This window comes from Brevundimonas phoenicis, from assembly GCF_047237745.1.
Taxonomy (GTDB): Bacteria; Pseudomonadota; Alphaproteobacteria; order Caulobacterales; family Caulobacteraceae; genus Brevundimonas.
The window spans coordinates 3,248,286-3,262,272 of the sequence record NZ_JBDFLN010000001.1 but is presented as its reverse complement, the minus strand read 5'-3'; the positions used below and the strand labels follow the sequence as shown (position 1 = coordinate 3,262,272).

At 67.6% G+C, this 13,987-nt stretch carries 12 protein-coding genes; 7 read left to right on the top strand and 5 right to left on the bottom strand.

What is annotated here, in order from left to right; translation table 11 throughout:
• Positions 1 to 93 precede the first annotated feature (93 nt).
• On the bottom strand, positions 94 to 1,977 hold the full coding sequence (locus ABC419_RS16295) for a ribonucleoside-diphosphate reductase subunit alpha (RefSeq protein WP_374759230.1): 1,884 nt from the start codon (positions 1,975 to 1,977) through the stop codon (positions 94 to 96).
• A 256-nt stretch (positions 1,978 to 2,233) separates the two neighbouring features.
• Here ABC419_RS16295 and ABC419_RS16290 point away from each other — a divergent pair, with 256 nt between their 5' ends.
• The 3 genes from ABC419_RS16290 (at position 2,234) to ABC419_RS16280 (ending at position 6,616) form a co-directional block, all read left to right on the top strand.
• Positions 2,234 to 2,971, top strand: coding sequence for a phosphatase PAP2 family protein (locus ABC419_RS16290; RefSeq protein WP_412876770.1), 738 nt, complete (start codon positions 2,234 to 2,236; stop codon positions 2,969 to 2,971).
• 113 nt (positions 2,972 to 3,084) lie between these two features.
• Positions 3,085 to 4,404: an acetyl-CoA hydrolase/transferase family protein gene (locus tag ABC419_RS16285; protein ID WP_412876771.1), complete on the top strand. Its 1,320-nt coding sequence runs from the start codon at positions 3,085 to 3,087 to the stop codon at positions 4,402 to 4,404.
• A 73-nt stretch (positions 4,405 to 4,477) separates the two neighbouring features.
• Positions 4,478 to 6,616 carry a hybrid sensor histidine kinase/response regulator gene (locus ABC419_RS16280; protein WP_412876772.1) on the top strand — a complete coding sequence of 713 codons (2,139 nt, stop codon included), beginning with the start codon at positions 4,478 to 4,480 and terminating at the stop codon, positions 6,614 to 6,616.
• Here the strand turns inward: ABC419_RS16280 and ABC419_RS16275 are convergent.
• The gene (locus tag ABC419_RS16275; protein ID WP_412876773.1) at positions 6,613 to 7,269 is read right to left on the bottom strand and encodes a glutathione S-transferase family protein; all 657 of its coding nucleotides are present in this window, start codon (positions 7,267 to 7,269) and stop codon (positions 6,613 to 6,615) included. The genes ABC419_RS16280 and ABC419_RS16275 overlap by 4 nt on opposite strands.
• A gap of 148 nt (positions 7,270 to 7,417) precedes the next feature.
• Between ABC419_RS16275 and ABC419_RS16270 the strand changes: the two genes are divergently transcribed.
• Positions 7,418 to 8,464, top strand: coding sequence for a ribonucleotide-diphosphate reductase subunit beta (locus ABC419_RS16270; RefSeq protein WP_087140422.1), 1,047 nt, complete (start codon positions 7,418 to 7,420; stop codon positions 8,462 to 8,464).
• A gap of 72 nt (positions 8,465 to 8,536) precedes the next feature.
• On the opposite strand, the gene ABC419_RS16265 is transcribed toward ABC419_RS16270, so the two are convergent.
• From ABC419_RS16265 to ABC419_RS16255, 3 genes are all read right to left on the bottom strand, one after another.
• Positions 8,537 to 9,049 (bottom strand): cell wall hydrolase, encoded by a 513-nt coding sequence (locus ABC419_RS16265; RefSeq protein ID WP_234288820.1) that lies wholly within the window; start codon positions 9,047 to 9,049, stop codon positions 8,537 to 8,539.
• Positions 9,050 to 9,152: 103 nt separating this feature from the next.
• Positions 9,153 to 10,661, bottom strand: coding sequence for a sensor histidine kinase (locus tag ABC419_RS16260; protein ID WP_412876774.1), 1,509 nt, complete (start codon positions 10,659 to 10,661; stop codon positions 9,153 to 9,155).
• Complete coding sequence (locus tag ABC419_RS16255) at positions 10,658 to 11,386, bottom strand: TVP38/TMEM64 family protein (protein ID WP_125899346.1); 729 nt, start codon at positions 11,384 to 11,386, stop codon at positions 10,658 to 10,660. Before ABC419_RS16255 ends, ABC419_RS16260 begins: the two co-directional genes overlap by 4 nt.
• Positions 11,387 to 11,566: 180 nt before the next feature.
• On the opposite strand from ABC419_RS16255, the gene rpmH reads away from it, so the two are divergent.
• Genes rpmH through yidC form a run of 3 tightly spaced genes read left to right on the top strand, consistent with a single transcriptional unit; the run spans position 11,567 to position 13,984 of the window.
• Positions 11,567 to 11,701 carry a 50S ribosomal protein L34 gene (rpmH, locus tag ABC419_RS16250; protein WP_003164000.1) on the top strand — a complete coding sequence of 45 codons (135 nt, stop codon included), beginning with the start codon at positions 11,567 to 11,569 and terminating at the stop codon, positions 11,699 to 11,701.
• Between the two features lie 34 nt (positions 11,702 to 11,735).
• Positions 11,736 to 12,176, top strand: a complete 441-nt coding sequence (gene rnpA / locus ABC419_RS16245; protein ID WP_125899345.1) for a ribonuclease P protein component — start codon at positions 11,736 to 11,738, stop codon at positions 12,174 to 12,176.
• Between the two features lie 5 nt (positions 12,177 to 12,181).
• Positions 12,182 to 13,984 carry a membrane protein insertase YidC gene (gene yidC / locus ABC419_RS16240; protein WP_200216498.1) on the top strand — a complete coding sequence of 601 codons (1,803 nt, stop codon included), beginning with the start codon at positions 12,182 to 12,184 and terminating at the stop codon, positions 13,982 to 13,984.
• Positions 13,985 to 13,987 lie beyond the last annotated feature (3 nt).

Genomic DNA, 13,987 nt, shown 5'->3' with positions numbered 1-13,987 from the left:
TTTTACGCCACATTCCTTTATGACGAACGAAACCGCCCGGAGAGGGTTCCCCGGGCGGTTCAAAGGCGATGGCGATGGAGGTCGGGCGCCGCCTTACTGGCAGGCCAGGCACTCGTCGTAGTCGGTGGGGGCGGCCGAGAAGAGGTCCGGCTGGTTCGGATCGATCTCTTCTTCCTTCTTGTCCTCGGCGCCGGCGAAGGCGGCGCGCTGCACCGACTTGGAGCGCAGGTAGTAGAGGGATTTCAGGCCCCGCTCCCACGCCGACCAGTGCAGCATGTGCAGATCCCACTTGTTGACGTCGCCGGGGATGAACAGGTTCAGCGACTGCGCCTGGCAGATGTCGCCGGTGCGGTCGGCGGCCAGTTCGATGACCCAGCGCTGATCCAGCTCGAAGGCGGTCTTGTAGATGGCTTTCTCGTCGTCGCTGAGGGCGTCCAGGTGCTGGACCGAGCCTTCGTTCTCGAGGATCGAAGACCAGACGGCCTCGGTGTCGATGCCCTTTTCGCCCAGCAGATCCTGCAGATAGGGGTTCTTGACCGCGAAGGAGCCCGACAGGGTCTTGTGGGTGTAGATGTTGGCCGGGATCGGTTCGATGCCCGCCGACGCGCCGCCGCAGATGATCGAGATCGAGGCGGTCGGGGCGATGGCCAGCTTGTGGCTGAACCGCTCCATCACGCCGCGATCGGCGGCGTCGGGGCAGGGGCCCTTTTCCTCGGCCAGGGTGCGGCTGGCCTTGTCGGCCTCGCGGCGCAGGTGCTTGAACAGGCGCATGTTCCAGCTCTTGGCCATGGCCGATTCAAAGGCCACGCCCTGCGATTGCAGGAAGGAGTGGAAGCCCATCAGGCCCAGGCCCACCGAACGCTCGCGCTGGGCCGAATAGACGGCGGCGGCCATCGACGACGGGGCGCGGGTGATGAAGTCCTCGAGCACATTGTCGAGGAAGCGCATGATGTCCTCGATGAAGCGGGGCTCTTCGCGCCACTCCAGGAAGGTCTCGGCGTTGACCGACGACAGGCAGCAGACGGCGGTGCGCTCGACGCCCTTATGGTCCAGGCCCGTGTGCAGCATGATTTCAGAGCACAGGTTGGACTGCTTGACCGACAGGCCCAGATCCTTCTGGTGCTGCGGCATCTGCCGGTTCACCGTGTCCGAGAAGATCAGATAGGGCTCGCCCGTCTGCATCCGGATTTCCAGGATCTTGGTCCACAGGTTGCGGGCGTCGACGGTTTTGCGCACCTCGCCGTTCTTGGGCGAGATCAGGTCGAACGGCTTGCCGTCGCGGACCGCCTCCATGAAGGCGTCGGTGATGTTGATGCCGTGGTGCAGGTTCAGCGAGCGGCGGTTGAAGTCGCCCGACGGCTTGCGGATCTCGAGGAACTCCTCGATTTCCGGGTGGTGGATGTCCAGGTAGACGGCGGCCGAGCCGCGACGCAGCGAGCCCTGCGAGATCGCCAGGGTTAGCGAATCCATCACGCGGATGAAGGGGATGATGCCCGAGGTCTGGCCCGCGCCCTTGACCTTCTCGCCGATGGAGCGGACGCCGCCCCAATAGGTGCCGATGCCGCCGCCGTTCGAGGCCAGGGAGACGTTCTCGTTCCAGACGTTCTGGATGCCGTCCAGGCTGTCGTTGACCGAGTTCAGGAAGCAGGAGATCGGCAGGCCGCGATCCGCGCCGCCGTTCGACAGCACCGGCGTCGCCGGCATGAACCACAGCTTCGACATATAGTCATAGACGCGCTGGGCGTGGTCGGCGTCGTCGGCATAGGCCGTGGCGACGCGGGCGAACATGTCCTGATAGCTCTCGCCCGCCAGCAGGTAGCGGTCTTCCAGCGTCTTCTTGCCGAACTCGGTCAGCAGGGCGTCGCGCGTGCGGTCCAGCGTCAGGCCGTTGACCACCGTCAGCTCCGGCTTGGTCTCGGGCGGAGCCGAGGAAACCGTAGAGAATTCCGTCGTCTGCAACGCTTCGCCGCCTGCCATCGTCAGTCCCCAGTGCCTATGTGGATAACGCCAGATGTTGTGTGGATAACACCTCGACTATCTAAATCTAGTGTTAAGGCGGCGGGGGCGCCAACCAATTTATCGTCTCCGAAGTGTGATTTTTCGCTTGCATGGCGGCGGGTCGGTACGGGGCGGGCGTTGCGATCCCGCTGTGATGTAGAAATGGCGGCGATGACGCCCCGGCGGGCTCGGAAAATCGGCGGGAACGAGACACTAGCTTGGCCGTTAGCGCCCCATGGCCCCGCATCCCACCGCCTTCCTGACCCGCGCCCTGCGCGTCGCCCGCACGGAGATCGCCGCCGTGGCGGCCATGCTGGTGGTCGCCCTGGGGGTGCTGACCTTCATCGAGGTGGCCGACGACATGCGCGAGGCGGACGGCCAGGCCTTCGACCATGCGGTGTTGGCGGCGGTCCGGCCCTTCGCCGATGACCCGGGGCGGCCCTGGGGGCCGTGGTGGCTGCACGAGGCGGCGGCGGACCTGACCTCGCTCGGCGGCATATCAGTGCTGACCCTGTTCGCCGTCATCGCCATCGGCTTCCTGCTGATCATGGGCAAGCGGCTGTCGGCGCTGATGCTGGTCGTCGGCCTAGCGGGCGGGGTGGCCCTCAGCGAAGGCCTGAAGGCCCTGTTCGAGCGCGAGCGGCCGCCCGAGATCTATCAGGCGGTGGAGACGCTGAACGCCAGCTTCCCTTCGGGCCACGCCCTGCTGTCGACGGTCTTCTACCTGACGCTGGGCGTCATGCTGACGCGCGCCTTTCCGCGCAAGCGGCTGAAGGCCTACGTCCTGGGCTGCGCGGTGGTGATCGCCCTTCTGATCGGGCTGACGCGAATCTACCTGGGCGCGCACTGGGCGTCTGACGTGTTCGCGGGCTGGAGCGTGGGCGCCGCCTGGTCGATGGCCCTGTGGCTGGTCGCCTACGCCGCCGAACGCCGCCAGCGCCTGCACGACGCGCCCTTGCAGGACGCGCCCTAGGTTAGACCAAGGTCTAGCGCCGCGACCGGGCGCGGCTGTCGGATAGTGGTCCCAGAAGCCGTCGCCGCGCAGCGACGGACGCCCCTTCAGGACGACGCTTCAGGAGTTTCCCCGTGACCGATTTCGCCGCCCTCTACGCCGAACGCCTGACGACGCCCGCAGCGGCGGCGGCCCTGATTCCGTCAGGCGCCAAGGTCGCCATGGCCCTAGGCGTCGGCCAGCCGCCCGCCCTGCTGAAGGCCCTGGCCGACCGGGCCGAGGCGCGGCAGGTGGGGGACGTCAACCTCTACTATCTGCTGTCCACCGCCATCGCGGGCGAGACGGTGATGCGCTACGAACTGACCGACCGCATCCGTCCGTACAGCCTGTTCCATGGCGCCATCGAGCGGAAGCTGGAGGCGCGCGGGATCGAAGAGGGCCGCCGCGCCGTCTGGTTCGTGCCGACCGGCTTTCAGCAGACGCCGCGCGTGCTGACGCGCGAGATCGGCGTCGACACCTTGCTGGCGACCGTCTCGCCGATGGACGCCGAAGGCTATTTCAGCCTGGGGACCAACACCGACTACGCCCTGGCCGTGTCGAAGACGGCGCAGCGGGTGATCCTGGAGGTCAATCCGCACATGCCGCGCGTGTTCGGCGACTGCCGCGTGCATGTCTCCCAGGTCGCGGCCCTGGTCGAGCATGCGGCGCCCCTGCTGGAGGCGGGCAAGGCGCCGCAGCAGCCGCAGGATCTGGCCATCGGCGCCCTGATCGCCGAGATGGTCGAGGACGGCGCGACCCTGCAGATGGGCATCGGCGCCTTGCCGGACGCGGTGTGCGCGGCCCTTCATGACCATCGCGACCTAGGCATCCACACCGAGATGCTGACGCCCGGTCTGGTCGAACTGATGCAGGCGGGCGTCGTCACCAATGCGCGCAAGACCCTACATCCGGGCAAGACGGTCTTCACCTTTTCGATGGGGAACCGCTCGACCTATGAGTTCCTGCACGAGAACCCGGCCTTTGAAGCCCGCCCCGTCGACTATGTGAACGACCCCGCCGTCATCGCCCGCAACGCCAGGATGATCTCGGTCAACGCCACCTTGCAGATCGACCTGTTCGGCGCCTGCTGTTCGGAACATCTGAATGGGCGGCAGTATACGGCGTCGGGCGGCCAACTGGATTTCGTGCGCGGCGCGGCGGCTTCCGAGGGCGGCAAGTCGATCATCGCCTGCCACTCGACCGCGGCGAAGGGGGCGGCCTCGCGCATTGTGGCGCGGCTGGACGGTCCGGCGACGACTCCGCGCAACGACATCCATTACGTCGTCACCGAGCATGGGGCGGTGAATTTGAAGGGGCTGACCGACGACGCCCGCGCTCGCGCCCTGATCGATCTGGCCGCGCCCGAGTTCCGTGAAGGGCTGGAGCGCGACGCCAGGGCGATGGGGCTGCTCTGACGCGCTTCGGGGGAGATTTCCTTAACTTCTTCCGGGAGAAGCTGGCGACGAACCGGGGAGGGTGAAGACAGCAATGCAGGCACGCTGGCGGATGTTTCGTCATGCGGCCGGCCGCGAGGCCGGCCCTCCGGCGGCGGCCTATGTCGTCCTGTTCGTCCTGTGCCTGCTGATCGGCCAATGGAGCGCGGCGACCTACAGCGCCGTGATTGTCTGGCCCGCCAACGGCGTGCTTCTGGCGGCCTATCTGCTGCTTCCTCGACGCAAGGCGGCGGCGACCCTGCTGATCTGCCTCGGATTGAACCTGGTCAGCACGGTGTTGAGAGGGGATTCCCAGCCCTTCGTGTGGCTGAACCCCCTGCTGAATCTGGGCCAGGTCTTGATCGCGGGCGTGCTGGCGCGCCGACTGTGCGGCGCGGCGCTGGATCTGCGGCGCCCGCGCCGCTTCCTGTGTTTCGCCTTGGGCGCCGTCGCGCCGGCGGTGTTCCTGACCACTACCCTTTCCTGCCTGCTGGCGGCGTGGCTGCGCGACTATGCGCCGGAACTGACGGCTTTTATCTGGACGCACCTGTTCATGATGGAGACGCTGGGCTTGCTGATCGTCACGCCCAATCTGTTGTTCCTGGCGCGGGCCCGAAGGTTCCGCGACGAGGCGACCGCCCCCTGGCTCGCGCTGGGCATGGCCGGGCTGGCGGCGGCGATGGTCTTCTGGGTTTTCAGTCAGCCGAGTTCGCTGCTGTTTCTCATCTTTCCGCCGCTGATGCTGGCGGCCTATCGCCTGTCGCCGCCGTGGATGGCCGCGACGATCCTGGTGTCTGTCGGGATCAGCTGCATTCTGACGCTGGAGGGATACGGTCCCGTCGCCGCCGCGCCGGTGGCGGAGGTCGCGGCCCTGGCCCACCTGCCCCAGCGGCTGCGGCAGATGCCGCTGTACCATGTCTTCCTGATGGTGCTGGTCCTGACCTCCCTGCCGCTCAGCGCCCTGATGGCGGAGCGTCGGGCCAGCGTCGCGCGGCTGGCGCGGCGCACCGCCCTGGCCTTGAAGCAACGGCGGCGGGCTGAGGCCGCCGCCGCCGCTAAGGCGCGGTTCCTGGCGGTTATGAGCCATGAGATGCGCACCCCGCTGAACGGCGTTAGCGGCTACGCCGACCTGTTGTCTCAGCGCGACGACCTGCCGGAGGAGGCGCAGACCTACGTCGAGGCGGTTCGCCAGGCGGGGGAGGAGATGCGGCGACTGGTCGAGGATGTTCTGGACGCCTCGGCCGGGGATGATGCGGTGCGGGCCGAACCCTTCGATGCGACAGGCCTGATCCGCGACCTTTGCGCCCCGGTGGCGGTCGCCGCCCGCGCCAAGGGGGTGGCGTTCGAGCTGAAGCTGGACGCGCCGGACATGGCCTTGCGCATGGGCGATCCGCGTCGGCTGGCCTCGGCCCTGAGGCATCTTCTGTCCAATGCGGTCAAGTTCACCGAGAGAGGCCGGATCGAGCTGGAGGCCCGACTGGACGCCGAAAGCCTGACCCTGACGGTGCGGGACACGGGGCCGGGAATCGCACCGGACCTGGAGCCGGCGCTGTTCGACCTATTCCAACTGGGCGACGATTCCCTGAACCGGCGGCACGGGGGGGCGGGGCTGGGCCTGCCCGCCGCGCGTCGCCACGCCCGCGCCATGGGTGGAGACGTGGTTCTGGGCGAAACGTCGGAGCAGGGCTCGGTATTCATTCTGACCGTGCGACTGGACGCGGGCGCGGGCGCGGGCGCGGGCGCGGGGGCGGGCGAGAGCGACGGTGCGGCGGAGGCGGCGGCGGCGGCGTCCTCCGACGGGCAGGTCACGCGCGTTCTCGTGGTGGACGACCATCCGACCAACCGCCTGATGTTGCGGATCATGATGGAGGCGGCCGGGTGCCGGGTAGTCGATGCGGCGGATGGGCTACAGGCCGTCGAACAGGCATCGGCCGAGGCGTTCGACCTGATCCTGATGGACGTGAGGATGCCGCGCCTGAACGGGCTGGAGGCGACGCAGATGATTCGCAGCGGCGGTTCGGCTTCATCGCTGGCGGCGGTGCTGGCGGTGACGGCCGACGCCATGCCTGAGGACGCCGTGCGCTGTCTCGGCGCGGGCATGGACGGCCATCTGGCCAAGCCGATCACCCATGAACGGCTCTACGCCGCCGTGGACCAGGCGTTCCGCGCGGCGCACGCGCGTCTGGCGGCCTAGCCTTCCCAGCCCTCGTCGAACGGAAACCGCTCGGCCCAGAACGCCTGGAGCGCGGGCAGGGCGTCGACGCGGCGCACGACCTCGGCCATGCCCGGCGCCTCGGCGTAGAAGCGGCGACGCTGCGGCGTCCAGCGGCTGGCGACGGCGACGTAGAGGTCCAGCACCGTCATCTCCTCGCCCAGCAGGAAGCGGCCGGACGTGATCTGGGCGTCCATCATCCGCCAGCAGTCGGCGATGCGCTCGACGGTGCGTCGCTGGATCTCGGTCTGGGCCTGGGGATTGTCGCCGCCGAGACGGGATGGTTCGTCGCGCACCCAGAACATCGAATAGATGGAGGCGGGGATGAAACTCATCCAGCGCAGGAACTGCGCCCGGCGCGGATCGTCCAGGGCCGGCGAGAGCCGCGCCCGCGGGTGGGAATCGGCCAGCCAGATCAGGATGGCGGCGCTTTCGGTGATCACCTCGCCGCCCGGCGTGACCAGGGCCGGCACCTGGCGCATCGGATTGACCTGCGCCACCTTGTCCCGTTCGGCCTCGCCCTCCCAGGTCGGAGCCTCGATGACCTGATAGTCCAGTCCGATCAGCCGCAGCGTCGCCTCGACCGGGGTCGAGCCCGAACCGGCGGCGCCGTAAAGCGTGAAAACCATCCCCATCTTCCTCCCCAGTTTCCTGTCATGGAAACACCATATCTAGCGGTCGAGTGAAAAGTGATCGCTAGATATGCGCATCTTCCCTTGTCCCCGCGCGTCGGTGGACGCATGGTGAACGCACCTTCTCCGGATTCGCCTCAGGTCTTCTTCGATGAACGCTCCCGCCACGATCATTCGTCCCGGCACGCCCGGCCTGCTGACCCCCTCGGCCGCCTACAAGCCCTTCCGCTATCCGTGGGCCTTCGACATGTGGAAGAAGCAGCAGCAGGTCCACTGGATGCCCGAGGAAGTCCCGATGGGCGAGGACGTCAAGGACTGGGCCGCCAACCTGACCGACAGCGAACGCAATCTGCTGACGCAGATTTTCCGCTTCTTCACCCAGGCGGACATCGAGGTCCAGGACAACTACATGGAGCGCTACGGCCGGGTGTTCAAACCGACCGAAGTGAAGATGATGCTGGCGTCCTTCGCCAATATGGAGACCATCCATATCGCGGCCTACGCCCTGCTGCTCGAGACCATCGGCATGCCCGAGAGCGAGTTCGGGGCTTTCATGGAATACGAGGCCATGCGCGACAAGCATGACTTCATGGGTCAGTTCGGGGTCGATACCGACGCCGACATCTGCCGGACCCTGGCCATGTTCGGGGGCTTCTCCGAAGGGCTGCAGCTGTTCGCCAGCTTCGCCATGCTGATGAACTTCCCGCGCCAGTCCAAGATGAAGGGCATGGGCCAGATCGTGTCCTGGTCGGTGCGCGACGAGAGCCTGCACTGCGAAGGCATCATCAAGCTGTACCACGCCTTCAACAAGGAGACGGGCGCCGTCACCAAGGCCGTGGCCGACGACATCGTCGACTGCTGCAAGACGGTGATCGAGATGGAGGACAAGTTCATCGACCTGGCCTTCGAAATGGGCCCGGTGAACGGCATGACGCCGGACGACATCAAGGCCTATATCCGCTTCATCGCCGACTGGCGCCTGCGCCAGCTGCACCTGCCGGAAGTCTATGGCGTGACCGAGAATCCGCTGCCGTGGCTGCAGGCCCTGCTGTCGGGCGTGGAGCACGCCAACTTCTTCGAGGCGCGCGCCACTGAATACTCCAAGGCCGCCACGCAAGGCGCCTGGCACGGCGCCGACGGCGTCTGGGACAGCTTCGACAACATGATGAAGCGCCGCACGGAATCCGCAGAGGCCTGATCCGGTCCAGCGGCAAGCGAGAAAAAGGGCGCCCCGACGCAGGTCGGCGGCGCCCTTTGCCTGTCTGAAGCCTCAGTTCGGCGTCTTGCGGCCTGCGTTGCAGCGCGCCGTGTCGCCGCGCTGGCAGGCGGCGGCGGTGGCGCGCCAGTCGGCCATGTCGCGTTCATAGCGGGCCTGGGCCTCGTCGGCGGCGCGCAGGTCCGCCTCGTGACGTTCGCGGTCGGCGCGCGCCTGGGCCTCGGTCTGATCCACCTCGGCCTGCCAGCGGCGCTGGGCCTCGGCCTGGGCGGACTGATTGGCGCGGTCTTCGTTTTCGGCCAGGTCGTTCTGGGCCACGATCTCTGCGTTCAGGGCCTGGGTCTGGCGCAGCTCGTCGGGGTCTTGAGCCGAATCCGGCGCGCGATGATAGCGCTCGCCCTTGGACAGCAGCATTTCGGCCACGGGATCTTTCGGCGCCGGTTGCGGGCGGCTCTGGCTCTGGGCGTAGGCCGAGCCGACCGTCAGCGAGACGGCCAGGGCCGTGGTCAGCATCAGCGCCGCCAGAGGACGGATGGGGCGGGTTTGCGAGGACAGTGGGCGGGTCATGGGGCTCTCCTTGCAGGGGAGGATACGAAAGACCGCAAGCTTGGCGCTTTCGGCTTTCAAAGGAAACAACGTCTGGCGCGGCGTAAGGCTGCCGTGCGGCGTCCTACAGGGGCAGCAGAAGCTCGAAACGCGTGCCCTGCGGCCCGGTGTCCAGCAGCGTCAGGGCGCCGCCGTGATTGGCCGCCAGCTCGCGCGAAATGGTCAGGCCCAGGCCCGTGCCGTCGGCCCCGCCGCCGCTGACGAAGGGTTCGAACAGGCGATCGGCCAGACGCGGCGGGATGCCGGGGCCGTCGTCGCGCACGCCGATGGCGGCCATGCCGTCGCGGGCCTCGGCGCTGACCGTGATCGAGCCCTTGCCCTTGCCTGCGGCGTGGCTTTCCGGCGCCGCCTCGATGGCCTGGCGGGCGTTGCGCATCAGATTGACCAGGATGCGATGAAGTTGGTCCGGGTCGGCGTTGACGGTGAAGCGGGGGGGCAGGTCGCGCACCAGCCGCACGCCGTCCGGCTCCAGACCCGCGTCCTCGGCGGCGGCGGCCACGGCGCGGGCCAGCAGCATCTTCTGAAGCTGGGGCGCGGGCTCCTCGGTCTTGCCATAGGCTAGGACATTGCGCGCCAGGGTCGAGGCCCGGTCCAGCGCCCGCTCCAGCCGGGGCAGGGCCGTCGCCACCAGAGGATCGGACGAGGTCGACAGCCGCTCGGACGCCATCTGGGCCGAGGTCAGCATGTTGCGCAGGTCGTGGTTGATCTTGGCCACCGCCTCGCCCAGCGCCGCCAGGCGGGCGCGCGAGCGCAGGGACTGACGCACCTCCTCCTGCATCCGGGCCAGTTCGCGCTCGACCCGGCCGATCTCGTCCTGACGGTCCGAGGGCGTTTCGGCCGGGCTTTCCGGATTGGCGGCGAAACGCTCGATCGAGCGGGTGACGCGGCGCAGGGGCTGCAGCACCAGCATCGACAGGGAGGCGTAGAGCAGGCCGCCCGCCACCGCCGCGATCAGCAGCGACATCATCAGGCTGTTGACCAGGAAGCCCTCCAGCTCCTTCTTCAGCGGCTGGGCCGGGGCCAGGATCTCGACCAGATCGCCCGAGCGATAGCGCGGCGCCGCCTGCACCCGCAGCGAACGGTCGGGGTGGCCGAACAGGGTCTTCCACGGGTCCAGCAGCCGCGCCCCGACGTTGCGTTGGCGCAGGTCGATCAGTTCGGGCGCGCGCGGCAGGTTGGGGGCTTGCAGCAGCAGGCGCCGCACCCCCTGTTCGCCGATGACGACCGACTGCACCCCGCCGATGCTCAGCAACTGTTCGGCGGTGGAGTCCTCGACGGCGGAATAGGGCAGGGCCTCGACCCCGACCGAGGCCAGCTCAGCCGCCTGAAGCCGGTCCATCAGCCACCGCTCCTGGAAGGAGGCGGCGCTGGGCACGATGATCAGGGCGGCGACCGCCAGGGTGAAGGCGACGGTCAGCAGTAGCAGGCGGCTGGACAGGCCGTCGGGCGCGCGGGGCTGCAGCCGCTGGCGCAGGACGTTCCACGGGGCGGGCCGGGTCGCAGGCGGCCTGGCGGCCGTCGCGGGGGGCAGGGGCGTCTGCACGTCGGTCGGAAGGGCCTCGCGTTCCGTCATGACGCCTCCATGCGGGGGCGGGCGCGCAGCTTCTGGGCCAGCTTGAGCAGCAGGGGCAGCAGCATGGACAGGAAGGCTACCCCCATCAGAGGCCAGAAGAATTCCGCGAACAGGCTCCGAATGTCAGGATTCGGGTCCGTGACCAGAACGTCGTGCAGGCTGTCGCCGATCCAGCAATAGATGGTGTGCGCGGGCAACAGGCCGATGAAGGTGGCGACGACATAGGGCCGCAGCGGCGCGGCCATCACGCCCGCCGCCACATTGATCATGTGGAAGGGCACGGTGACGACCAGGCGCGCGACCAGCACATACCAGAAGGTGTTCTTGTCCACCCCGGCGCAGACCTTGTTCAGCAGGCCCGTATCGGCGGCGGCGCGGCGGCGCAGGGAATCGCCCAGGGCGGTGCGTCCCACATAATAGACGGCCAGGGCGCCGACGGTGGCGGCGAAGGCGGTGGCGACGCCGCCGACCCACGGCCCGAACAGATAGCCCGCCGTCACGGTGATGAAGACCACGCCCGGCACTACGCTGGCCGTCAGCAGGGCGAAGATCAGCATCAGGGCGCCTAGCATCAGCAGATAGTGCTGGGCGGTCAGGGCCTCCAGCGCCGTTCCATGCTCGCGCAGGGTGTCCAGCGACAGGTAGCGATTCCAGCCCATGCCGAAGATCAGGGCGACGGCGGCCAGCAGCAGGGCCAGGGGCAGAAATCTTTTGACCCGGTCCAAGCCGCGCTCCGTCCTCTTCTTCCTGACATCCTTAGCGTATTTCCAGACGCCGTGCGCCCCTGTCGGCGATGTGGAAAAGCCGCTTCGGCGTTGACTCTCGTCCTGCCGCCGCTTATACGCCCGCCTCTCTCGCGGCTGACGCTTGTGTCTGTCGCCAACCCCAGTAACCCGGAGCCGACCGTGAAGCGGACCTATCAGCCGTCGCGACTCGTGCGCAAGCGCCGTCACGGCTTCCGTTCGCGGATGGCCACCAAGAACGGTCAAAAGATTGTCGCGCGTCGCCGCGCCAAAGGCCGTAAGCGCCTGACGGCCTGACGTCACGCGCCCATTACCCTTCAGGGCGGGGCGCATGACCGATCTGATGAAAATCGATCGCCTGTTGAGGCGGCCCCAGTTTCTGGCGGCCGCCAAAGGCGTTTCTCAGGCTCGCGGCGCCGTGGTGGTCCAGCAACTGGATCGCGGCGACGGCGACCCTTCGGTGCGCCTGGGATTTACCGCCACCCGCAAGATCGGCGGCGCCGTCGTGCGCAACCGCGCCAAGCGGCGTCTGCGCGAGGCCGCCCGGCTGCTGACGCCCCTGCACGGGCGGGCTGGCTGCGACTATGTGTTCATCGCCCGCATGGGCACGGCGGACCGCGACTGGGACCGCTTGCTTGACGATGTGAAATCGGCCCTTACAAGGCTCGCAACCCCGCGCGCGGCTCCCGATATGGGAGACCGGGCCGTTTCGCCCGCCCAGATATCGAACCGCGCCGCCCCCGACCCGCGCCCCGCCGACCAGGACCGCTGATCCCGATGCAGAACGAGAACTCGCGCAACACCATCATCTTCTTCGTGTGCGCGGCCCTGATCATGGGCGTCTACTACTTCATGGTGATGCGCCCGCAGGCCGAGAGCCGCCGTCAGGCGCAGATCGTCGCCGCCGAGCAGCAGAAGGCGCGCGAGGCCTCGGCCGACGCCGGCCTGACGCCGTCGGGCGCCGCGCCGGGCGTCTTCATCAAGGACCGCGCCCAGGCTCTGGGCACGGTCGCGCGGGTGCCGATCCAGACCCCGACCCTGAAGGGTTCGCTGTCGCTGCAGGGCGCGCGCATCGACGACCTGTACCTGACGAACTACAAGGAAACGCTGGACAAGAATTCGCCGCCGGTCGAGCTGTTCCGCCCGCAGGGCATGGAGCACGCCTATTTCGCCCAGTTCGGCTGGAGCGGCCCGAATGTCGCCGGCGGCGTGCCTGGCCCCAACACCGTCTGGCGCCTGACCAAGGGTTCTACCCTGACGCCGACCACCCCGGTCGAACTGACCTGGGACAACGGTTCGGGCCTGCGCTTCACCCGCGTTGTCTCGATCGACGAGCAGTATATGTTCACGGTCAAGGACACGGTCGCCAACCTGGGAACCCAGGCCATCGCCATCGCCCCCTACGGCCGCGTCGAGCGCCAGGGCGTTCCGGTCGACCTGGGCAAGCAGATGATCCTGCACGAAGGCGCCATCGGCACCTTCGGCGACGGGGACGGCTATTCGACCGAACAGGTCAAGTACAAGGACTGGGCCAAGAAGCCGCGCATCGAGAACCAATCGACCGGCGGCTGGCTGGGCATCACCGACAAATACTGGCTGGCGGCCCTGATCCCCACCCAGGACGAGACCATCGAGGGCCGCTTCTCGGTGCGCGACGCCCAGGGGATGAACATCCACGAAGCCGCCATGCTGGGCGCCACCCACACCATCCAGCCGGGCCGCCAGATCGAAGAGACCCAGCGTCTGTTCGCCGGCGCCAAGCGCGCCGAGGTGCTGAAGGCCTATGAGCAGTCGCTGAACCTGCCGCGTTTCGTCTACGCCATCGACTGGGGCATGTTTTGGTTCCTGACGCGCCCGATCTTCACCGTGGTGGAGTTCTTCTACGGCGTCCTGGGCAACTTCGGCCTGGCCATCCTGGCCCTGACGGTGGTGGTCAAGCTGATCCTCTTCCCGCTGGCCAACAAGTCCTACGAGAGCCTGTCGAAGATGCGGAACCTCCAGCCCAAGATGGAGGAGATCAAGAAGAAGCACGGCTCCGAGCCGCAGAAGCAGCAGCAGGAGATGATGGCCCTGTATCAGCGGGAGAAGATCAATCCGCTGGCGGGCTGTCTGCCGATGGTGGTGCAGATCCCGGTCTTCTACGCCCTGTACAAGGTGCTGTTCGTGACCATCGAAATGCGTCATGCGCCCTTCTTCGGCTGGATCCGCGACCTGTCGGCGCGCGACCCTTCGACGGTGTGGAACCTGTTCGGCGCCATTCCGTGGGATCCGGCGACCCTGCCGCTTCTGGGCGGCATTCTGAACGGCCCGCTGCATCTGGGCGTGCTGCCGCTGGTCTATGGCTTCACCATGTGGCTGCAGATGGCGATGAACCCGCCGGCGCAGGATCCGATGCAGCGTCAGATCTTCGCCCTGATGCCGATCGTCTTCACCTTCATCATGGCCCCGTTCGCGGCCGGCCTGCTGATCTACTGGGCGTGGAACAACGTGCTGTCGATCATCCAGCAGTATGTGATCATGCACCGCTTCAAGGCCGAGAACCCGATCGACACCTTCCTCGCCCGCTTCAAGAAGGCCTGATCG